This is a genomic window from Actinomadura napierensis (genome assembly GCF_039529375.1).
Taxonomy (GTDB): Bacteria; Actinomycetota; Actinomycetes; order Streptosporangiales; family Streptosporangiaceae; genus Spirillospora; species Spirillospora napierensis.
The window spans coordinates 63,118-84,716 of sequence record NZ_BAAAMR010000021.1; the positions used below are offsets into that span (position 1 = coordinate 63,118).

Annotated in this window: 18 protein-coding genes; 8 read left to right on the forward strand and 10 right to left on the reverse strand. The window is 73.0% G+C overall.

Going from position 1 to position 21,599, the window contains the following annotated elements:
• From ABD296_RS14520 to aceB, 5 genes are all read right to left on the reverse strand, one after another.
• Window positions 1-705, reverse strand: a complete 705-nt coding sequence (locus tag ABD296_RS14520; protein WP_344266451.1) for a hypothetical protein — start codon at window positions 703-705, stop codon at window positions 1-3.
• Between the two features lie 140 nt (window positions 706-845).
• A complete protein-coding gene (locus ABD296_RS14525; RefSeq protein WP_344266454.1) occupies window positions 846-2,132 on the reverse strand; it encodes a (Fe-S)-binding protein in 1,287 nt (428 codons plus the stop codon).
• Window positions 2,132-3,337, reverse strand: a complete 1,206-nt coding sequence (locus ABD296_RS14530; protein WP_344266457.1) for an FAD-binding oxidoreductase — start codon at window positions 3,335-3,337, stop codon at window positions 2,132-2,134. Before ABD296_RS14530 ends, ABD296_RS14525 begins: the two co-directional genes overlap by 1 nt.
• Window positions 3,337-4,785: an FAD-linked oxidase C-terminal domain-containing protein gene (locus tag ABD296_RS14535; protein ID WP_344266460.1), complete on the reverse strand. Its 1,449-nt coding sequence runs from the start codon at window positions 4,783-4,785 to the stop codon at window positions 3,337-3,339. Before ABD296_RS14535 ends, ABD296_RS14530 begins: the two co-directional genes overlap by 1 nt.
• Window positions 4,786-5,002: 217 nt before the next feature.
• On the reverse strand, window positions 5,003-6,610 hold the full coding sequence (aceB, locus tag ABD296_RS14540) for a malate synthase A (RefSeq protein WP_344266463.1): 1,608 nt from the start codon (window positions 6,608-6,610) through the stop codon (window positions 5,003-5,005).
• A gap of 243 nt (window positions 6,611-6,853) precedes the next feature.
• On the opposite strand from aceB, the gene hflX reads away from it, so the two are divergent.
• The 6 genes from hflX to holA all read left to right on the forward strand — a co-directional run bounded on the left by hflX (window position 6,854) and on the right by holA (window position 15,763).
• The gene (gene hflX / locus ABD296_RS14545; protein WP_407061474.1) at window positions 6,854-8,299 is read left to right on the forward strand and encodes a GTPase HflX; all 1,446 of its coding nucleotides are present in this window, start codon (window positions 6,854-6,856) and stop codon (window positions 8,297-8,299) included.
• A 557-nt stretch (window positions 8,300-8,856) separates the two neighbouring features.
• Complete coding sequence (gene hutI, locus ABD296_RS14550) at window positions 8,857-10,071, forward strand: imidazolonepropionase (protein ID WP_173099701.1); 1,215 nt, start codon at window positions 8,857-8,859, stop codon at window positions 10,069-10,071.
• A gap of 87 nt (window positions 10,072-10,158) precedes the next feature.
• The gene (locus tag ABD296_RS14555) at window positions 10,159-11,004 is read left to right on the forward strand and encodes a DegV family protein (RefSeq protein WP_344266470.1); all 846 of its coding nucleotides are present in this window, start codon (window positions 10,159-10,161) and stop codon (window positions 11,002-11,004) included.
• A gap of 100 nt (window positions 11,005-11,104) precedes the next feature.
• Window positions 11,105-11,872, forward strand: a complete 768-nt coding sequence (locus ABD296_RS14560) for a ComEA family DNA-binding protein (RefSeq protein WP_344266473.1) — start codon at window positions 11,105-11,107, stop codon at window positions 11,870-11,872.
• 701 nt (window positions 11,873-12,573) lie between these two features.
• Window positions 12,574-14,688, forward strand: coding sequence for a ComEC/Rec2 family competence protein (locus ABD296_RS14565; protein ID WP_344266476.1), 2,115 nt, complete (start codon window positions 12,574-12,576; stop codon window positions 14,686-14,688).
• Window positions 14,689-14,836: 148 nt separating this feature from the next.
• Entirely contained in the window at window positions 14,837-15,763 is a 927-nt protein-coding gene (gene holA / locus ABD296_RS14570; protein ID WP_407061475.1) for a DNA polymerase III subunit delta, read from the forward strand.
• A gap of 238 nt (window positions 15,764-16,001) precedes the next feature.
• Here holA and ABD296_RS14575 read toward each other — a convergent pair whose 3' ends face one another.
• Window positions 16,002-16,421, reverse strand: a complete 420-nt coding sequence (locus tag ABD296_RS14575; protein WP_344266482.1) for an SRPBCC family protein — start codon at window positions 16,419-16,421, stop codon at window positions 16,002-16,004.
• The gene (locus tag ABD296_RS14580; RefSeq protein ID WP_344266486.1) at window positions 16,361-17,287 is read right to left on the reverse strand and encodes a LysR family transcriptional regulator; all 927 of its coding nucleotides are present in this window, start codon (window positions 17,285-17,287) and stop codon (window positions 16,361-16,363) included. Before ABD296_RS14580 ends, ABD296_RS14575 begins: the two co-directional genes overlap by 61 nt.
• 69 nt (window positions 17,288-17,356) lie before the next feature.
• Between ABD296_RS14580 and ABD296_RS14585 the strand changes: the two genes are divergently transcribed.
• Window positions 17,357-17,881 (forward strand): hypothetical protein, encoded by a 525-nt coding sequence (locus ABD296_RS14585; RefSeq protein WP_344266489.1) that lies wholly within the window; start codon window positions 17,357-17,359, stop codon window positions 17,879-17,881.
• Here ABD296_RS14585 and ABD296_RS14590 read toward each other — a convergent pair.
• Both ABD296_RS14590 and rpsT read right to left on the reverse strand, forming a co-directional pair.
• Window positions 17,826-18,359, reverse strand: a complete 534-nt coding sequence (locus ABD296_RS14590) for an RNA 2'-phosphotransferase (RefSeq protein WP_344266492.1) — start codon at window positions 18,357-18,359, stop codon at window positions 17,826-17,828. The genes ABD296_RS14585 and ABD296_RS14590 overlap by 56 nt on opposite strands.
• Window positions 18,360-18,493: 134 nt before the next feature.
• The gene (rpsT, locus tag ABD296_RS14595) at window positions 18,494-18,763 is read right to left on the reverse strand and encodes a 30S ribosomal protein S20 (protein WP_344266495.1); all 270 of its coding nucleotides are present in this window, start codon (window positions 18,761-18,763) and stop codon (window positions 18,494-18,496) included.
• A gap of 272 nt (window positions 18,764-19,035) precedes the next feature.
• Here rpsT and lepA point away from each other — a divergent pair, with 272 nt between their 5' ends.
• Complete coding sequence (lepA, locus tag ABD296_RS14600; RefSeq protein WP_344266498.1) at window positions 19,036-20,877, forward strand: translation elongation factor 4; 1,842 nt, start codon at window positions 19,036-19,038, stop codon at window positions 20,875-20,877.
• Between the two features lie 36 nt (window positions 20,878-20,913).
• Here lepA and ABD296_RS14605 read toward each other — a convergent pair whose 3' ends face one another.
• The gene (locus ABD296_RS14605) at window positions 20,914-21,489 is read right to left on the reverse strand and encodes a DUF4870 domain-containing protein (protein WP_344266501.1); all 576 of its coding nucleotides are present in this window, start codon (window positions 21,487-21,489) and stop codon (window positions 20,914-20,916) included.
• Window positions 21,490-21,599 lie beyond the last annotated feature (110 nt).

The following is a 21,599-nucleotide window of genomic DNA, read 5'->3' on the forward strand; positions in this document are numbered from 1 at the left end:
CTACGGGAAGGCGATCTCGACGCCCTTGCGGTCGCTGGTGTACCGGGCGTTCCACACGTACATCTTCAGCTCGCCGGCGGACAGGCCGTCGTCGACCGGCAGATCGGTCGCGATCCGCACCAGGTACGAGGCGCCCGCGGGCATCATCTGGTCGCCGTCGTCGTCGACCGGCGCCTTCGACCCGCCGAGCCTGGCGGTGATCGCGCTGTGGTTGGGGAGGGTGCACAGGTCGTCGGGGATGCCCGGCTGCGGCATGCAGCGGCCCTGCGCGTCCGCCGGGACCTGCGACTTGGGCATGAACAGGTCGGCGGGGAAGTCCAGCAGCACCGGCCTGCGCTGGCTGTTGGTGAGGACGTAGTCGGCGTAGGCGTACGTCGTGCCGGACGGCGGCGCCTGCGTGGCGCCGAGCGGCTGCCGGTCCGTCCCGGCCTTCACCGCGGCCAGGCTGTAGCCGTACCCCTCGGGGGTGGTGAAGTTGACGGGCGGCCCCGTCTTCGGCGCCGGCGCGCCGCTGTGCGCGCCCGTCTCGCCCTGGCTGGCGAGCGACGGGCGGCCGGTGTTCCCGCCGCCGCCGTCCGGCCGGAAATAGACGATTCCGGCGGCCACGGCGGCGATCCCGACGACGCCCGTGAGGGCGCCGGCGAGGCCGAGCCGGCCCGCGCCGCTCTTCCTTCTTCGGCGATGTGAGTGGTAGCTGTTCGACACTTCTCCCGTGCTCCCTCTGGCCGCACCGGGCCCAGTAAGCGCGTCCTGCCTGCAGGGGCCAGACACGATACAGGACGGCCGGATCAGCGGCGGCCGGCCCGCCCTTGACAGGGAAGCGGCGGAACCACCTGGTCAGAGCCCTACGAAGTGCGTCCGACAAGGGCGTCGCGGCCGAGCCCCCGCAGTGAGGCGTCCAGCACCTGTGCGGTGTGCGCGACCGCGATGTGCGCGCCGCGGCGCTCCAGCGCGGTGGCGATCTGCATGGAGCAGCCGGGGTTGGCGGCGACCAGTAGTTCGGCCCCGGTGGCGTCGACGTTCACCGCCTTCCGGTCGCCCAATGCGGAGGCCGCCTCCGGCTGGAGCAGGTTGTAGGTGCCGGCGGACCCGCAGCACAGGTCGGGCTCGGCGACCTCCAGGACCGTCAGCTCCGGGATGCCGCCCAGCAGCGTGCGCGGCTGGGCGCGGACGCCCTGCGCGTGGGAGAGGTGGCAGGCGTCGTGGTAGGCGAGGGTGACCGGAAGTGGCCTTCGTTCCGCGCGGGGCCCGAGTTCCACCAGGAACTCGGCGAGGTCGCGGGTCCGGGCCGACAGCGCCTCGGCGCGCGCCGCCCACGCCGGGTCGTCCGCGAGCAGCGCCCGGTACTCCTTCATCGCCGAGCCGCAGCCGGCCGAGTTCACCACGATGACGTCGGCGGACTCGAAGGTCTCGACCGTCCGCCGGGCGAAGGCGCGCGCCTCGTCCTCGCGACCGGAGTGCAGGGACAGGGCCCCGCAGCATCCCTGATGCTTGGGGATCACCACGTCGCAGCCCTCCATCGCGAGGACACGCGCCGTGGCGGCGTTGACGCCGGGGAAGAACTCGCCCTGCACGCAACCCGTCAGCATGCCGACCGTGGCACGGCGTTCCCCGCGCGCGGCGACGAACTCCGGCAGCCGCGGCGCCTTCCCCAGCGGCGGCGCGAGGCGTTCCATGGCCGCGACGGACGGCGAGATGCGCTCCAGCAGCCCGCTGCGCCGGACGAGACGGTCGAGACCCGACTTCTGGTAGGCGAGCAGCGGCCCGCGCAGGGCGCGGAGCCGACGCCGGTACGGGAAAAGCCGGAAGATCGCCTCCCGGATGGCCCGCTCCTTCAGCGAACGGGGATGCTCCCGCTCCACCTCGGCACGGGTCACTTCGATGAGACGGTCGTACTGCACGCCGGACGGGCAGGCCGTCACGCACGCCATGCACCCGAGGCACTGGTCGAAATGCTGCACCATCGGGGCGTTCAGGGGCGCGCCCTCCACGTGCTGCTGCATGAGGTGGATGCGGCCGCGCGGGGAGTCCATCTCCTCGCCCCACAGCACGTAGGTGGGACACGTCGGCAGGCAGAACCCGCAGTGCACGCAGTCGCCGAGGAGTTTCGGGAGGTCGTCCTGGGCGCTCATTAGATTCCTCCCACGAAGCGGCCGGGGGACAGCCGGTGATCAGGGTCGAACTGGTCCTTGACGCGGCGCATCAGGCCCAGGGCCGGAACGGGCCCCCACAGATCGATCTCGCTGCGCACGTCCTGTGGCGCGTAGCGGACGACGGCGCCGCCCTTGTGGCGGCCTAGAACGTCGCGTAGCGCGCTGAGCGCTCCGGCCACCTCTTCGGCACTCAGGCCGGACGGCAGACCGATATGTCCATGTCCACTGCCGTTCCAGGTCATCGCGACGCCGTTCCCCAAGCTGTTGACGACACCGATCAGGTCGCTAAGCGAAGGCGGTGGAGCGGTGACGTCGATGAGAGTCGTGCCGTCGGGGTAGGCGCCACAGCCGTCCGGTGCGTTCTCCGTGATGTCGGTCTTGCCGCCGAGGAGTTCGACGAGTTGCCCAGCGCGGGCGACGACACCGTCCGGTACGCCTTCCAGCAGCGCCGCGACCGTCCCTGGGGCGATGTACTCAAGGGCGCTGGGCGCCACGGGCGAGTGCAGGACGGCCTGGACGGCATCGTGCGCCTCTTGCGGGCCGTCCACCTGGCATGTCACCCACGCGGTCGCGGTCGGCACCGGGTGGAGGCGGAACGTCGCGTCCACGATGAGGCCCAGCGTGCCGTACGAGCCGGAGAACAGCCGGCCAAGGTCGTACCCGGCGACGTTCTTGACGACCTTCCCGCCGGAACGCGCGACCTTCCCGTCCGCCCGGACGACCGTGAGGCCGATGACGAGGTTGCGCGGCGTCCCGTACAGCGTGCGGAGAGGGCCGGCGGCGCCGGCGGCGATGGTCCCGCCGACCGTCGAACCGGGCAGCGGAACGTCCAGCGAGAGCCGCTGACCCTTCTCCTCGAGCCTCTCAGCCAGCGTTTCGAGGGGCAGCCCTGCCTCCGCCTTGGCGACCAGGTCTCCTGAGGCGTGCTCGATCAGCTTGTCCAGGCGGTGGGTGTCGACCAGCAGATCGCAGCGTTCGGGAGGCGTTCCCCAGTCCAGCCGTGTCTCGGCACCGCGAGGGATGACGGACAGGCCCTTCTCGGCGGCGACGCGCATCACCTCGGCGGCCTCCGCAACGGACGCGGGGGCGGCCACTAGGGCGGGCTGCACGCCCAGCACGCCTTCCTCGGGCTCGCCCGTACGGACGTCGTCGCAGACCTTGGCCAGGGCGTCCAACGGCTGCATCAGAAGATGTCCGCCTTTCCCTCGTACGGGTGCGGGCCCTTGCGCACGCCCGGGACCTCCCCGCACAGCCGCGGCGTGGGGAAGACCTTGCCCGGATTGCACAACCCAGCGGGATCGAACCCGCAGCGGACCATCTGCATCGTGTCCAGATCGGTGTCGGTGAACATGCGCGGCATGTAGCGCGACTTGTCGACGCCCACGCCGTGCTCGCCCGTGATGGACCCGCCGTGCTCGATGCACAGGTCGAGGATCGCGCCCGACACCTCCTCGGCGCGCTCGGCGGCGCCCGGCTCCGAGTCGTCGAACAGCACCAGCGGATGCAGGTTGCCGTCCCCGGCGTGGAACACGTTCGCGACCCGCACGCCCGACTCGGCCGACAGCGCGTCGATCCGCGCCAGCACCTGGGGCAGCGCGGTGCGCGGGATGACGCCGTCCTGCACCAGGTAGGCGGGGCTGATCCGGCCGACCGCGGCGAACGCCGACTTGCGGCCCTTCCAGATCAGCGCGCGCTCCGCGTCGTCGGCGGCGATCCGGATCTCGAACGCGCCCGCGTCCCGGCACAGCCGCTCCACCTCGGCGAACTGCGCGGCGACCTCCGAGTCCGGGCCGTCCAGCTCCACGATCAGCACCGCGCCCGCGCCCGGCGGGTACTCGCAGCGCACCGCCGCCTCCGCCGCCTCGATGGACAGCGCGTCCATCATCTCGATCGCCGCCGGCACCACCCCGGCGCCGATGATCGCCGACACCGCGGTGCCGCCCGCCTCGATCGAGTCGAACGCCGCCAGCAGCGTCTGCACGGTCTCCGGCACCCGCGTCAGCCGCACAGTGATCTTCGTGGTGATGCCGAGCGTGCCCTCCGCGCCGACGAACACGCCCAGCAGGTCGTAGCCGGGGCCGTCCGCCGCCAGCTCCACCAGCTCGCCGTCCGGCGTCACGACCTCGCAGCCCAGCACATGGTGCGCGGTGAACCCGTACTTCAGGCAGTGCGCGCCGCCGGAGTTCTCCGCCACGTTCCCGCCGACCGAGCAGATCTGCTGGCTGGACGGGTCGGGCGCGAAGTAGTACCCGTACGGGCGCACCGCGCGGGTCACGTCCAGATTGATCACGCCGGGCTCCACCACCGCCCGCTGCCCGGGAATGTCGATCTCCAGGATCCGCTGCATCCGGGACGTGACGATCAGCACCCCGTCCGCGCGGGGCAGCGCGCCGCCCGACAGGCCCGTCCCGGAGCCCCGCGCCACGTAGGGGACGCCCGCCTCGGCGCACGCGCGCACGATCGCCGCGACCTGCTCGGCGGTGTCGGGCAGCACGACGATCGCGGGCGTCGAACGGTGGTTGGTCAGGCCGTCGCATTCATACGTGCGCAGCCGCACCGGGTCGGTGATGACCCGATCGGGCCCGAGCATCGCGTCCAGCCGCAGGGCAAGCGCTTTCAGTACCGGTTCCATCCCCTCCACCATCCTCCCGCCCCCATGCGGACGGCAAGATCGGGCCGCCTCGGCCTGAGCCCCGGTCACGGGCGGGCACGCGGGGCGAGCGCAGCGAGCGGAGCGAGCCTGCCCGCCGACCGACAGGCTGTTTCGCCACGGAGCGCCAGCGGAGTGGGGAAACGGCCTGTCGGTCGCAACGGGGGTTCCAGGGGGTCGCCCCCCTGGGAAAACACGGTTACGGGAACTGCTGGTAGGCGGGGGTGGTGAGGAACTCGGAGTACTCGTCGGCCAGGGTGACCTCCTTGAAGAGGGTCACGGCCTGGTTGAAGCGGGGCTCGTTGTAGGCGTCGCCGAGCTCGGTGCGGATCTTGGCCAGCTCCTCGTCGAGGAGCTGCTCGACCCACTCCTTGGTGATCTTCTTGCCCTCGGCGGTGGAGACGCCGTTGTAGATCCACTGCCACACCTGGGAGCGGGAGATCTCCGCGGTGGCGGCGTCCTCCATGAGGTTGTGGATGGCGACGGCGCCGGAGCCGTTCAGCCAGGTGGCGAGGTAGCGCAGGGCGACGTCGACGTTGCCGCGCAGGCCGGCCTCGGTGATGTCGCCGGGGGTGGCCTTGATGTTGAGCAGGTCGGCGGCCGAGACGCTGACGTCCTCGCGGAGCCGGTCGCGCTGGTTGGGCTTGTCGCCGAGCACGCCGTCGAAGACCTCGCGGCAGACCGGGACGAGGTCGGGGTGGGCGACCCAGGAGCCGTCGAACCCGTCGCCGGACTCGCGGGTCTTGTCGGCCCGGACCTTCTCCAGCGCGACCTTGTTGACCTCCTCGTCCTTGCGCGACGGGATGAACGCGGCCATGCCGCCGATCGCGTGCGCGCCGCGCTTGTGGCAGGTGCGGACGAGGAGTTCGGTGTAGGCGCGCATGAACGGCGCCGTCATCGTGATCGCGTTCCGCTCGGGCAGGACGAAGTCGGTGCCGCGGTCGCGGAACTTCTTGATCACCGAGAAGAGGTAGTCCCAGCGGCCGGCGTTCAGGCCCGCGGAGTGGTCGCGCAGCTCGTAGAGGATCTCCTCCATCTCGAACGCGGCCGGGATCGTCTCGATCAGGACGGTGGCGCGGACGGTGCCGCGCGGGATCTCCAGGGAGTCCTGGGCGAGGTTGAAGGCGTCGTTCCAGAGCCGCGCCTCCAGGTGGCTCTCCATCTTCGGCAGGTAGAAGTAGGGGCCCTTGCCCTTGTCCAGCTGCCGGCGCGCGCAGTGGAAGAGGTACAGGCCGAAGTCGAACAGCGAACCCGACATCGGCTCACCGTCGATAAGGAGGTGCTTCTCCTCCATGTGCCAGCCGCGCGGCCGGACCACGATGGTGGCCAGCTCGGCGTCTTCCTTGAGCGCGTAGGTCTTGCCCGACTTGGGGTCGGTGAAGTCGATGGCGCGGTCGAGGGCGTCGCGCAGGTTCAGCTGCCCCTCGATCATGTTGTTCCACAGCGGGGTGTTGGCGTCCTCGAAGTCGGCCAGCCACACCTTCGCGCCGGAGTTGAGCGCGTTGATGGTCATCTTCCGGTCCGTGGGGCCGGTGATCTCGACGCGGCGGTCCTCCAGGCCCGGCGCCGGCTCGGCGACCCGCCACGTGTCGTCCGCGCGGACGGACGCGGTCTCGGGCAGGAAGTCCAGCGTCCCGCCCGCCGACAGGGCGCGCTGCCGCTCCGCGCGGGCCGCCAGCAGCTCCTTGCGGCGGCCGCCCAGCTCGCGCTGCAGGGCGGCGAGCAGGCCGAGCGCCTCGGGCGTCAGGATCTCCTCGTACCGCTCCCCGAGAGGTCCGTCGACCTCGACACCTTCCAGATCGGCCATCTGCCCGCCCTTTCGTATCGTGAAATTCCACTTCTGTCTTACGGAGTAACGCTACTCGGCGGTACGGAGCCCGGTCAAAGCGGGGCCGCCCTCCCGCCGTGCCGTTGACCTCCCCGCGCGCGATCGCGCCAACCCACGCCCCGCGCGCCGCCGGGCGTGCGATAACCGCGTGACCCGGGACGACGGCCCGTGAGACGATCGCGGGGAAGATACGGCCGCGCCGCGGCGTTCTACCGAGGACATATGACTCTTCCTTTCTCTGCAGACCAGACCCACGAGGACCGGACCTTCGACGAGTTCGACGCCGAGCCCATGACCGGCGAGCTGGATCTCGAGGACCGGCGGGCACTGCGCCGGGTCGCGGGACTGTCCACCGAGCTCACCGACGTCACCGAGGTCGAGTACCGCGCCCTGCGGCTGGAGCGGGTCGTCCTCGTCGGCGTGTGGACCGAGGGCACCGCGACCGACGCCGAGAACTCCCTGCGCGAGCTGGCGCTGCTCGCCGAGACCGCGGGCTCCGAGGTGCTCGAGGGGCTCGTCCAGCGCCGGACCCGGCCCGACCCCGCCACCTACATCGGCTCCGGCAAGGCCGCCGAGCTGCGCGACGTCGTCATCTCCACCGGCGCCGACACCGTCATCTGCGACGGCGAGCTGGCACCGAGCCAGCTGCGGCACCTGGAGGAGACCGTCCAGGTCAAGGTCATCGACCGGACCGCGCTGATCCTCGACATCTTCGCCCAGCACGCCAAGAGCCGCGAGGGCAAGGCGCAGGTCGAGCTGGCCCAGCTCGACTACCTGCTGCCGCGGCTGCGGGGCTGGGGCGGCAACCTGTCCCGGCAGGTCGGCGCCCGCGCCGCCGGCGGCGTCGGCATCGGCGGCCGCGGCCCCGGCGAGACCAAGATCGAGCTGGACCGGCGGCGGATCCGCACCCGGATGGCCAAGCTGCGCCGGCAGATCGCCGAGATGTCCAAGGCGCGCGACACCAAGCGCGGCGAGCGGCGCCGGCACGAGGTGCCCGCCGTCGCGATCGCCGGCTACACCAACGCGGGCAAGTCGTCCCTGCTCAACCGGCTCACCGGCGCCGGGGTGCTGGTGGAGAACGCGCTGTTCGCCACCCTCGACCCCACCGTCCGGCGCGCCGAGACGCCGGGCGGCCGCGGCTACACCCTCGCCGACACCGTCGGGTTCGTCCGGCACCTGCCGCACCAGCTCGTCGAGGCGTTCCGCTCGACGCTGGAGGAGGTCTCCGACGCCGGGCTGGTCCTGCACGTCGTGGACGGCTCCGACGCCGACCCCGAGGCGCAGATCGACGCCGTCCGGGAGGTGCTGCGCGAGATCGGCGCCGACGGGATCCCCGAGATCATCGTCATCAACAAGGCGGACGCGGCCGACGACCTGGCGATCGCCCGCCTGCAGCGCCGCGAGCCGCACAGCGTCGTCGTCTCCGCCCGCACCGGGTTCGGCATGGACGACCTGCGCGCGGCGATCGAGGCCGACCTGCCCGGGCTGGAGAGCGAGCTGCGCGCCCTGGTGCCCTACGAGCGCGGCGGCCTGGTCGCGCGGGTGCACGAGCGCGGCGAGGTCCTCAAGCAGGACCACGTCGCCGAGGGCACGCTGCTGCACGCGCGCGTCCCGGAGGACCTGGCGGCCGAGCTGTCCAGGTACGAGGTGGCCGCGCAGACCGTCTGACCCGCCCCCGAGAGGGCCGTACGGGCTCAGGTCGTCCGGAAAGGACGGTCTGGGCCCGTCCGAATCTCGCGCGAGGCGCGTTCCTGGTCGCCGAACGGTGACAGCTTCCCCAATCGGCTTGACGGTTCCGTTGAAATCCGTACGGTCGAAGGGCTAGGGGGCGGGTGATGGCTGTCAATGCGCTGCGACCGGACACCATGGGGTGCGCCGATCGGCGTGCGGGTCACGTCCGGTCGGCTGACCAGCGCCGACCAGAGCTTGTCGGACGGGCCTTCAGTGCACTACCGTGACGAAACCGATATCTCCGGTCTCGTTGCCAGTGGTGGTCGCCCGATCACCCGGTCCTCCAACGGTGAATCGCCGGCACCCAGTCGGCGTTTCGGATCGAGAGCAGGTGGCCCCATCGATGGCAGGTGCGAACACCGGACGGCGACCAGCCGGCCCGCCGCGTCCCGCGGCGCCGCGCCCCCGAGTTCCGCACCCCGCACCGCCGGGTCCCTCCGCAGCGTCCGGTGCCGTGCCGCGCGGCGCCTCGTCTCGAGCAGGTCGGTGACCCTATGACGGTACGGCTGTTGACGAACATCGGCAGGCTCTGGACGGGCACCGACGTCTGCAGCAACGCCGCCGTGCTGATCCACGACGACCGCATCGTCTGGGCCGGGCCCGCGTCGGACCTGCCGCAGAGCGTCCCGGGGATCATCGACGACATCGTCGACGTCGACCACGTCGAGAACCTCGGCGGCGGCCTGGTCACCCCCGGCCTCATCGACGCCCACTCCCATCCCGTCTACGCGGGCAACCGCTGGGCGGAGCTCGCGATGCGCACCAGCGGGTCGTCGCACTCGGCCATCGCGGCGGCCGGCGGCGGCGTCAACTCCACCGTCACCGTGACCCGGGGCACCGACCCCTGGACCCTGTGCAACGGCGTCCGGGAGCGGCTGCGGCAGTGGATCCTCGCCGGGACCACCACCGTCGAGGCCAAGACCGGCTACCACCTCACCCGCGACGGGGAACTCGCCGACATCCGGATGCTGCGCTCGCTGGAGGGCGAGCCGTCCATGCCGCGCATCCACGCGACGTTCCTGGCCGCCCACATCCTCCCGCCGGAGTTCTTCGGCCGCCGCCGCGACTACATCGAGGCCGTCCGCCTGTGGGCCGGCGACGCCGCCGTCGCGGGCGCCGACTCGATCGACGTCTACTGCGACGAGGGCCACTTCACCGCCGAGGAGGCCCGCGCGCTGCTGCTCACCGGCAAGCGCGCCGGGCTGAAGGCGCGCATGCACGCCTGCGCCAACGAGCGCATCGGCGCCGCGCAGGTCGCCGCCGAGGTCGGCTGCGCGTCCGCCGACCTGCTCACCCAGGCCAACGACGACGACATCAAGGCCCTCGCGCACGCCGGCGTCACCGCCACCGTCTGCCCCGGCAGCGCCCTCAACAGCAGCCGCGCACCGGCGCCCGTCCGGCAGATGCTCGACCGCGGCGTCACCGTCGCGCTCGGCACCGACCACAACCCCGGCCAGTGCGGCATCACCTCGATGCCCCTCGTCATCGGGCTCTCGGTCGCCATGTTCGGGCTGAGCGTCACCGAGGCGCTGCGCGCCGCCACGCTCGGCGGTGCCGCCGCCCTGCGCGTCGGCGACCGCGGCTCCCTGGCGCCGGGCATGCTCGCCGACATCGTGCTGTGGGACGCCGACCACGAGGGCGCGTTCGCGTGGGCGTTCGGCCTGCGCGCGCTGCGGGTGTGGCGCGGCGGCGTCCCCGTCCAGCCCTGACGCCTCTTCGGCACCGCCGTCCGGCAGCCGGGTTCGTCGCACTTTGCGGGCATTCACCGGCGGGCCCCGGGGAGTAATGTCGCGTTCATGGGCAGCGCCGTCGCGATCGTCACGGACTCGACCGCCTACCTCCCGCCGGGGCTCGCCGAACGGCACGGGCTGACCGTCGTCCCCCTGCAGATCTCCCTGGACGGCGCCATGCGGGACGAAGGCGACATCAGCGGCGCCGAGGCCGTCCGCGCGCTGCGGGACCGGCGGCCCGTCTCCACGTCCCGTCCCTCACCCGGGCGGTTCGCCCAGGCCTACGAGGCCGCCGCGGAGGCCGGCGCGGAGGCGGTGGTGTCCGTGCACCTGTCGGCGGCCATGTCCGGGACGCTGGCGGCGGCCCGCCTCGCGGCCGAGAACGCACCCGTCCCCGTCCGCGTGGTCGACAGCGGGACCATCGGCATGGGACTCGGGCTGGCCGCCCTGTCCGCGGCCGCCGCGCCGATGGCGGGCGGGGACGCCGACGCCGCGGCCGACGCGGCGCAGCGCCGCGCCGGAATGTCCCGCTCGCTGATCTACGTCGACACCCTCGAGCACCTGCGCCGCGGCGGCCGGATCGGTGCCGCAGGCGCTCTGTTCGGCTCCGCCCTCATGGTCAAACCGCTGCTGGACATCGCCGGCGGACGGATCATGCCGCTGGAGAAGGTGCGCACGTCCGCGCGGGCGCTCGCCCGGCTCGAGGAGCTCGCCGTCGAGCAGGCGGGAGCCCGCCGCGTCGACCTCGGCGTCCAGCACCTCGCCGCCGCGGGGCGCGCGGACGTCCTCGCCGCCCGGCTGCGCGAGCGCATCCCGCACGTCGAGGACGTCTACGTCGGCGAGGTCGGACCGGTCATCGGGGCCCACGTCGGCCCCGGAATGGTCGGCGTGGTGATCGCACCCCACCTGTGACCTCGCCGCGAAAGCCCTGATCAGGCGGGGCTCGGCGGGGGTTATCCACATTTTCCGGCGGGCCTGCCGGCGGAGGGGCGGCGCGCCTAGCGTCGGCCACATGACCGCCAACGACCGCCTCCAGACCCTCGTCGACCGGCTGAAGCCGCCCTCCGCCCAGCCGCCGACCGCGCAGTCGACGCCGGCGCAGCCGCCCTCCGCCCGGCTGCGGTCGGGGCCGGAGAAGGCGAACGTGCGCGTCCTGGCCGTCATCGCGGTGATCGCCGCCCTCGTCGCGGCGGGGTACCTCTGGCTGGCCCGCCCGCGCCCTGCCCCTGCGCCCGCCGGCGCGGACGCCGCCCCGGTCGAGGCGTCCGCCGACGCCCCGGCGTCGTCCGGGCCGTCTCCCTCGGCCGTCCCCGCCGCCGGCCCGGCAGGCACCGTCGTCGTGCACGTCCTGGGCAAGGTCAAGCACCCCGGGGTGGTCACGCTCCCGTCGGGATCCCGCGTCGAGGAGGCCATCAAGGCCGCGGGCGGCGTGCGTCCCGGCGGCCGCACCGGCACCCTCAACCTCGCCCGCAAGCTCGTGGACGGCGAGCAGATCCCGGTGGGCATCCGCATGCCCTCGCCCGCTCCCGGCGTGCCACCACCGGCCGGCGAGGCGCCTCCCGCCTCCGGCGCTCCGTCCGCCCCCGGAACGCCTGTGGACCTGAACACCGCCACCGTCGACCAGCTCGACCAGCTCCCGGGCGTGGGCCCCGTCCTCGCCCAGCGCATCATCGACTACCGCACCCAGCACGGCGGCTTCCGCTCGGTCGACCAGCTCCAGGACGTCACCGGCATCGGGGCCCGCCGCCTGGCCGACCTGAAACCGATGGTGCGGGTATGACCCACGACCTCCGCCTCGCCGCCCCGGCCCTCGCCGCCTGGATCACCGCGGCCCTGACGATCGGCGTCCCCGCCGCGCTCACCTGGACCGTCGCCGCCACCACGACCGCCGCCGCCATCTACCTCCTCACCACATCCCGCCGCCAGAACACCGCACCCCCCGCCCCAGACCGCCGACCACCCAGACACCCCACCGAACCAGGAGAGGCGACCCCGACAAACCCGAACGAGCCTCAAGACCCGCCATCCAACGCACCGAATGCACGGCCTCACCGAAAGCAAGCGGCCTTCGGCACCGGGAGGTCGGACGATCGCGAGCAGCGGACGTCATCGGAGCCGGCGCTCAGGCGTCGCACCTCGGACGCCGCCCAAGACGCGCCCGCGATGCCGGACGCGGCGACAGGCGAATCGTGGCAGGCGAACGAGCCCGTCGATTCTCCGGTTGAGACCGGGCAGGACTCGGATGGTCGTGGGCGGTGGCCACCGGTGGCACCAGCGGCGGAGTCGCGGGCGTCAGCTGACGGGTCCGTCGGTTCTCCGGTCGGGACCGGGGAGGGGTCGGGTGGTCGTGGGCGGTGGCCGTCGGTGGCGCCGGTGGGTGCGTCGCGGGGGTCAGGGGAATCGGTGGTCGGAGGTGAGCGACCGGCGACCGGTCAGCTGAGCGCGCTCTCGAACAGGGGCGGCGTGTTCGGGACGGCGCGGATGCTCGATCGTCGTCTGCTGGGGATGGTGCTGGTCTGCGTGGCCGCGTCCGCGACCGTGGTCGCGTTCCGGGCGACCGCCGTAAGCACTGGGCCCGTCCGCGCGCTTGCCCGGACGGGCGGGACGGCGGCGGCCGAGGTGGTCCTGACCGGTGACCCGCAGGCCAGGAAGGGCGGCGGGCGGCCGATGGTGATCGTCCGGGCGCGGCTGGAAGCGGTCGCGGGGGCCGAGGTGCGCGTGCCGGTGCTGCTGATCGCGCACGACCGGCGCTGGCTCGGGTTGCTGCCGAGTCAGCGGGTGCGGCTGCGCGGCCGGTTCGACGAGCCGCACGGTGCCGAGCTGCTCGCCGCGGTGGTGATCGTGCGGGGCCCGCCGGTGGTGCTGGGCGGTCCGTCCGCGGTCCAGCGAGTTGCGGCGAGGGTCCGCGAGCGGCTGCGCGCGGCGGCCGACCGGCTCCCGCCCGACCAGCGGGGCGTCCTGCCCGGCATGGTCGACGGCGACACCTCCCGGCTCACCCCGGACCTCGCCGACGACTTCCGCGCCGCGGGGCTCAGCCACCTGCTGGTCGTCTCCGGCGCCAACCTGGCGATCGTCATCGGCGCCGTCCTGTGGCTGTGCCGCGTCGCCGGCCTCGGCCGCCGGCGCGCCCCGCCGGTCGCGGCCGTGGCGGTGGCCGCGTTCGTGGTGATCGCGCGGCCGGACCCGAGCGTCCTGCGGGCCACGGTCATGGGACTGGTGGCGCTGCTCGCGCTGTTCACCGGACGTTCCCGGCAGGGCGTGCCCGCACTGTGCGCCGCCGTGCTGCTGCTCGTCCTGATCGACCCGGAGCTGGCGCGCTCCTACGGCTTCGCCCTCTCGGTGCTCGCGACGGCAGGCCTGCTGGTCCTCGCGCCGCCCTGGCGCGAACGCTTCGCGCGCCGCCTGCCCGGTCCGCTCGCGGACGCCCTCGCCGTCGCGGCGGCCGCCGAGGTGGCCGTGGCGCCGGTCCTGGTGATGCTCTCGGGCGAGGTCGGGGTGGTGTCCCTGCCGGCGAACATACTGGCCGCCCCCGCCGTCGCGCCCGCGACGCTTCTGGGCGCCCTCAGTGCAGCCATCGCGCCTGTGTCGCTGCCGCTCGCCCGCCTAGTGGTTTGGCCAGCGGGCCTCGCAGTCGGGTGGATCATCTGGGTCGCCCGCACCGCCGCCGCGCTTCCCTACGCGACGATCCCGTGGACCGGCGGCGGGCTGGGCGCGGTCACCCTGCTGCTGGCCGGCGGCGTCGCCGTGCTGATCCTCCGCAGTCCCCGCCTGCGCCTGCTCGTGGTCGCCGCGATGGCGGGCGTGCTGGTCGCCGTCGTCGTCCTGCGGGTGATGGCTCCCGGCTGGCCGCCACCGGGCTGGCAGATGGTCGCCTGCGACGTCGGCCAGGGCGACGCGCTGGCGCTCGCCGCCGGCCCCGGCCGCGCCGTCGTCGTGGACGCCGGCCCCGACCCCGCCCCGGTCGACCGCTGCCTCTCCCGCCTCCAGGTGACGGACGTGCCGCTGCTGGTCCTCACCCATCCGCACGCCGACCACATCGGCGGGACGTCCGGCGTACGGCACGGCCGCACCGTCCGCGAGGTCCTCAGGACGCCCCTCACCGATGGTGCCGAGAACCGCTTCATCGCGGGCCTGCCGACCCGTCCGGCACTCGCCGGCCGGCAATGGCGCGTCGGCGACCTCACCCTCGCGATCCTCGCGCCGAGCACCGGCCCGGCCCTGTCACCGCAGGACGACGGCACAACGATCAACAACGCCAGCATCGTCCTCGTCGCCCGGCGTCCCGGCTTCAGCGCCCTGCTCGCCGGCGACGTCGAGACCGACGCGCAGCGCGCCCTGGAAACAAGCGTCCCCCGCGTCCAAGTGCTCAAGGTCCCGCACCACGGATCCCGCAGCCAGGACCCCCGCTTCCTGGCCGCCGCCCACGCGTCGATCTCCCTCGTGTCCGTCGGCCGGGACAACGACTACGGCCACCCGTCCCCGTCCACCCTCGCGCTGCTCGGCCGCATTCACACCCAAGTCCACCGCACGGACCAGGAAGGAGACATCGCCATCATCCGCACCAGAGCCGGCCCCGCCGCCGTCCCCCGCCGCTGACCCGCCCGCCGCTGATCCGCCCGCCGCTGACCCGTCCCGCCACTGGATTGGGGGGCCGTGTTGTCGGGGGGCGCGGGGCGAGGTGGCGCGGGGAGGGGGTGGGGCGTGGCATGCTGCTGGGGTGTCGGTCGAGGCCATCATCCTGATCGTGGGAGACGAAGAGCTGCTCGTGGAGCGGGCGATCGGCGAGGTCGCCGCGTCCGTGCGGGCGGGGGACCCGGAGGCCGAGGTCATCGACCTCGCGCCGGGCGGGCTGGAGCCCGGGCGGATCTCGGAGCTGACGTCGCCGTCGCTGTTCGGCGGCGGGAAGGTGCTCGTGATCCGGTCCGTGCAGGACCTGGGCAAGGACCTGAGCGCCGAGGTGCTCACGTACGCCAAGAACCCCGCCGAGGACGTGGTGCTCGTGGCCGTCCACCACGGCGGCGCCAAGGGCAAGGCGCTGGTCGACGGGCTGACGAAGCTGAAGGCGCGCAAGATCTCCTGCCCGAAGGTGACCAAGGTGGGGGAGCGGGTCGACTTCGTCCGCGCGGAGATCCGCCGGTCGGGCGGGAAGATCTCGGTGGACGCGGCGCGCGGGCTGCTGGAGGCCGTGGGCAACGACCTGCGCGAGCTGGCCGCCGCGTGCAGCCAGCTCGTCTCCGACACCGGCGGGAAGATCGACGACGCCGCCGTCGCCCGCTACTACCGCGGTCGCGCCGAGGTCAGCGGGTTCACGGTCGCGGACAAGGCGATCGAGGGGCACCTGGCGGAGGCGCTGGAGCAGCTGCGGTGGGCGCTCGCGACGGGAGTGGCGCCGGTGCTGATCGTCAGTGCGCTGGCGCAGGGCGTCCGCGGCCTGGCCAAGGTCGGCGGCGCGCCGCGGGGAGCCCGCGGCGCCGCGCTGGCCAAGGACCTCGGGATGCCGCCGTGGAAGATCGAGCGCGTGCAGAGGCAGTTGCGCGGCTGGTCGGGCGACGGCGTGGCGCGTGCCCTGACCGCCGTGGCCGCGGCCGACGCGCAGGTGAAGGGCGGCGCCGCCGACCCCGCCTACGCGCTGGAGAAGACCGTCGCCGACATCGTCGCCGCCCGGGGCTGACCACCGCCCCCCCTCGCAGCCGGTGACCGACTGCCATCCATCATGCGGTCGGTGGCCGTATGGCGTTCCTCGTGCGGTGGGTGGCCGACTGGACCCCATCGTGTGGGCGGTGGCCGTGTGGTGGTCGGTGGGTGGGCGTCGTGTGCCGCCGGTTCGGCCCGGGTTTTGGGCGCGCCAGGGGCGGGGCGTTGGGTTGGTGGGGCCTAGTTGGTGGTGGGGTGCTTGGTGGGTTGGGTGGTCAGGAGGGCTCGGCGGCGGTTTTGAGGCCGTTGGCCTCCATGGTGACGTAGCGGCGGGTCCGGGAGCCCAGCAGGAGGGCGATCAGCGGGGCCAGGGGGCCGGTCTGGTCGAGGGTGAGGCGGACGGTGGTGCCGCCGGACGGGCCGGGGCGGACCTCGTGGCCGCCGGTGGTGGTGACGCCGGGGGAGCGAGACCGCCAGGTGAAGTTCTCGTTCTCGGTGAACGCCGTGACCGTCCATACCGCGGCGGGCATGCCGGGTTGGCGGACGCGGGCGCGGGAGCCTTCGGCGAGCGGGGTGTCGAGCAGGTCGACGCTGCTCATCGAGGCGGTCATGTCCGGCCAGCGTTCGACGTCCTTCAGCAGGTTCCAGACGGTCTCGGGGGCGGCGTCGATGTCGACGGTGACCTCGAAGTGCATGGTGGGCTCCCGGTGCTCAGCGCGGTGCGGATCCTGGTCAGCAGGCCGGCGACGAGCGGGTCGTCGCCGCGGCCCGGCAGGTGGACGGCGTAGTAGGGGACGGCCGGCAGGTCGATGATCTCGCGGAGGACGACTCCCGGGGGAGGAACGACGCAGCCGTTCACGACGGCGAGCCCGGCGCGCAGCGACACGAAGTGCAGCAGCAGCGGCCAGCCCTCGGCCTCGACGGCGGCCGTCCAGGGCACCTCGGCGGCGCGCAGGGCGCGTTCCAGGGCGACGCGGTGCGGGCCGGACGGCGGCGGGACGGCCAGGGACGCGCCGGCGAGGTCGGCGAGGGCCAGCGAGCGGCGGGCGGCGAGCGGGTGGTCGTCCGGGACGGCGAGGGCCTGCGGGTACGCGGCCAGAGGAACGGTCGCGAGGTCGGACGGCAGGACGTCCAGGACCGCGACGCCGAGGTCGGCGCGGCCGGTGCGGACGGCGGTGAGCGTGCGGGCGCGGTCGCCGTTGATCAGCCGGACGCCGTGCCGGACGGCGTCGCCGAGCAGGTAGAGGTAGGCGCCCTCGCCGGCGGCGAGCACCGGGAGGCGGGACGGGGCGGTGCCGTCGAGGTCGGCGAGGAAGGCGGCCACCCGGGCGTCGAGGTCGCGGGCGAGGCGGGCGACGGCCTCGCCCGCCGGGGTCAGCGCGATGCGGCGGCCGTGCCGGGTGTAGAGGGGGCGGCCGAGGGTCTCCGCGAGCTTGCGGATCTTGACGTGCAGGGCCGGCTGGGAGATGTGCAGGTCCTCGGCGGCGCGGGTGAAGTTGAGGCGGTCGGCGAACGCGGCGAAGGAGGCGAGCGCGTCGGTCGACAGGCGGCTCAGTTCCATAGTGCTGAACTATAGACAGCCGACTGATCGATAGTTCCGTTCTAGCGGCGGCGAGGCCAGGGTCGAGGCATGGAACCTCGTCTCGGCATCGACTTCGGCCGCGTCATCCAGGGGGTGTCGGCCCCGGGGACCGACGACACGACCTTCCTCGGCGGGTCTTTCGCGGCGGCGATGGCGTCCCCGGCGGCGGACGGCGTGTACGACGTCCTGCCGGGGCTCGTGGACGCGTTCGGCGGACGGGCGTGGATCATCTCCAAGTGCGGCGACCGGATCCGCGAGCGGACGCTGGCATGGCTCGACCACGACGACTTCTACGGCCGGACCGGGCTGCCCCGAGGGAACGTCCGGTTCTGCCGGAAGCGGCCGGAGAAGGCGCTGCACTGCGCGGAGCTCGGGATCACCCACATGATCGACGACCGGCTGGACGTGCACCGGGCGATCCGCGACGTCGTCCCGCACCGGTACCTGTTCGGGCCGCAGAAGGGCGACGTGCCGGACTGGGTGCGGCACGTCCCGTCGTGGGCGGACGCCCGGCTGATCAGCGAAGATATTCCGGCGGCACCGCGCCCGCGAGCCAGACGCCGTTCGCGCTGACGCGGAACTCGTGGCCGTCGGCGGCCATCCGCCCGGCCTCGACGACCAGGACGACGGGCGCCCCGCGGCGCGCGCCGACGCGCCGGGCCGTCTCGTCGTCGGCGGACAGGTGGACGGCGTGCCGGCCCATCGGCCGCAGCCCCTCGCGCCGGATCGACTCGGCATGGCGCTCCGGCGTGCCGTGGTACAGCAGGTCGGGCGGCGGGACCACCGGGAGGTCGAGGTCGACCTCGATGCTGTGCCCCTGGACCGCCCGGATCCGGTCGCCGTCGAGGGCGTAGCGCCGCTTGTCGTTGACGGCGACCACGTGCTCCAGTTCGGCGCGCGTGATCGGGAAGCCGTGCCGCGCGGCGGCGTCGAGCAGGTCGGGGACGCGGGCCCAGCCCCCGGCGTCGAGGGTGAGGCCGATGCGCTCGGGGCGGTGCCGCAGGTGCTTGGCGAGATACTTGGAGATCTTCACCGTGCGCCGCGCGTCCATGGGTCCGCGACCGCCTCCCCGCCGCCTTCTCCGACTCGCCCGCCGCTCGCGGCGACGGTTTCCGGGCATGCGTCAGGGCCGGTCGCGATGGACCGGCCCCGGGCGTGCGCGTTGAACCTCGGGTCGCGCCGTGCCTACTTGGCCTGCAGCGCCGCGGCCTGCTTGGCGATGGCCGACTTGCGGTTGGCGGCCTGGTTCTTGTGGATAACGCCCTTGCTGACGGCCTTGTCCAGCTTCCGGGCGGCGACGCGCTGCGCGGCGACGGCCGTCTCGACCTCACCGGCCTCGGCGGCCTCGCGGAACTTGCGGATCGCGGTCTTCAGCTCGGACTTGACGGCCTTGTTGCGCAGGCGCGCCTTCTCGTTCTGCTTGTTCCGCTTGATCTGGGACTTGATGTTAGCCACGTCGTAGTGCCTCAGCCTTGGTTGCGATCATGGCCTGCCGACTCGGCAGGCGCGAACAGGGATGTCTGACGGGGGGCGGACGGTGCCCCCGGGGCACGACGCTACGCCACACGCAGTCGCACAGCTTACCAACCGCGCTCGCGCACCGCGAACCGGCTGGATGCGGGCGTGCGGGAGCCGCTCCGGAGGGCGTGCACTGAGCATCGCGCCCGGCATGGGACTATGGGACGTACGGAATCATTGTCCACCAGTGAATTTGCGAACGGACCCCGGTGCCAGCGCCTGAGCCTGACAAGACCGATCCCGCGATCATCCGCAATTTCTGCATCATCGCGCACATCGACCATGGCAAGTCGACGCTCGCGGACCGCATGCTGCAGCTGACCGGCGTGGTCGAGGAGCGCCAGATGCGCGCCCAGTACCTCGACCGGATGGACATCGAGCGCGAGCGCGGCATCACGATCAAGAGTCAGGCCGTCCGGCTGCCCTGGAGCTCGGGCGGCACCGACTACGTGCTGAACCTGATCGACACGCCCGGCCACGTCGACTTCTCCTACGAGGTGTCGCGGTCGCTGGCGGCGTGCGAGGGCGCCGTGCTGCTGGTGGACGCGGCGCAGGGCATCGAGGCGCAGACGCTCGCCAACCTGTACCTGGCCCTCGAGGCCGACCTGCACCTGATCCCCGTGCTGAACAAGATCGACCTGCCCGCGGCGCAGCCGGAGAAGTACGCCGAGGAGCTGGCCGGGATCATCGGCTGCGACCCGTCCGAGGTGCTGCGGGTGTCGGGCAAGACCGGCGAGGGCGTGCGCGAGCTGCTCGACAAGATCGTCCAGGAGGTGCCGGCGCCGGTCGGCGACCCGGACGGCCCGGCCCGCGCGCTGATCTTCGACTCGGTGTACGACACCTACCGCGGCGTGGTCTCCTACGTCCGGATCATGGACGGGCGGCTGTCGCGCCGCGAGAAGAGCCTGATGATGTCGACGGGGACGGCGCACGAGACCCTGGAGGTCGGCGTCATCTCCCCGGAGCCGAAGCCCGTGCAGGGGCTCGGCGTCGGCGAGGTCGGCTACCTGATCAGCGGGGTGAAGGACGTCCGGCAGGCGCGGGTCGGCGACACGGTGACGGTCGCGGGCCGCCCGGCGCCGGACGCGCTCGGCGGCTACCGGGACCCGAAGCCGATGGTGTTCTCCGGCCTGTATCCGGTGGACGGCGACGAGTACCCCGAACTGCGCGACGCGCTCGACAAGCTGCAGCTGAACGACGCGGCGCTGGTCTACGAGCCGGAGACGTCGGCGGCGCTGGGCTTCGGCTTCCGCTGCGGCTTCCTCGGCCTCCTGCACATGGAGATCGTGCGGGAGCGGCTGGAGCGCGAGTTCGGCCTGTCGCTGATCTCCACCGCGCCGAACGTCGTTTACCGGGTGGTGATGGAGGACGGCTCCGAGCACACCGTCACCAACCCCAGCGAGTTCCCCGAAGGCAAGATCGGCGAGGTGTACGAGCCGGTCGTGAGGGCGACGCTGCTGTCCCCGAGCGACCACATCGGCGCGATCATGGAGCTGTGCCAGGGGCGGCGCGGGGTGCTGCTCGGCATGGACTACCTGTCGGAGGACCGGGTCGAGATCCGCTACACGCTGCCCCTCGCCGAGATCATCTTCGACTTCTTCGACCAGCTGAAGTCGCGGACCCGCGGGTACGCCTCGCTGGACTACGAGCCGAGCGGCGAGCAGGAGTCCGACCTGGTGAAGGTCGACATCCTGCTGCAGGGCGAGTCCGTGGACGCGTTCAGCCAGATCGTGCACAAGGACAAGTCGCGCGAGTACGGGCTGATGATGACCGCGAAGCTCAAGGAGCTCATCCCGCGGCAGCAGTACGAGGTGCCCATCCAGGCCGCGATCGGCGCGCGCATCATCGCGCGCGAGAACATCCGCGCCATCCGCAAGGACGTCCTCGCCAAGTGCTACGGCGGCGACATCTCCCGCAAGCGCAAGCTGCTGGAGAAGCAGAAGGAGGGCAAGAAGCGGATGAAGACGATCGGCCGGGTGGACGTCCCGCAGGAGGCGTTCGTCGCCGCGCTGTCCACCGGCGGCGAGTCCGCCGACAAGGGCCGCAAGTAGCTTTCGGCCCGCCCGGCGGGCCGGGCGGGCGCGCCGCTATTTGATCAGGGGCCAGGCGACGACGGCGGGCACCGCGCGGAACTCGCCGCGGTTGGCCGCCCGCGCGGCGTACACCAGGAAGAACAGCACGACCGCGGTGAACAGCAGCGGCACCCAGATGAGGACCTCGACGGCGAGCGAGAGCAGGCCGCCGACGATCCAGACCGCGATCGCCGCGATGCCGATGTTGAGGCCCTGCGCGGCGTGCCGCCGGACGAACGGCGAGCGCGCCTTGCCGAGGTAGACGATGGCGGGCGCGATGGCGCCGACGAGGAACTGGCCGAGGTAGGCCATCAGCGACCAGGTCCGCTCGTCGTCGCTGACGGGGCCGTAATGGCCCGGCATCGGCGTCGTGCCGCGCCCCTGCGGCGCCTGCTGCCACGCCTGGCCGGGTTGCTGCGGCTGCTGCCACGCCGCGCCCGGCTGGGGAGGCTGCTGCGGCTGCTGCCAGGCGGATCCGGGCTGCTGCCAGGGGCTCTGCTGCTGGGACGGCTGCTGCTGCGGCGGCTGCTGGGGCTGCTGCCATCCGGGCTGCGGGCCCGGGCCGGGCGGCGGGGGAGGCCCGTAGGCCATGGCGGGTGTCCTCTCCGGGGTCGCTGAGCGAGGTGTCGGCGAAGTGTACGACTCCTTCGACGCGCCCGGAGTTCGTCCGGTTTCCTGCCTTTCCCGTCCCCGCCGCCGGC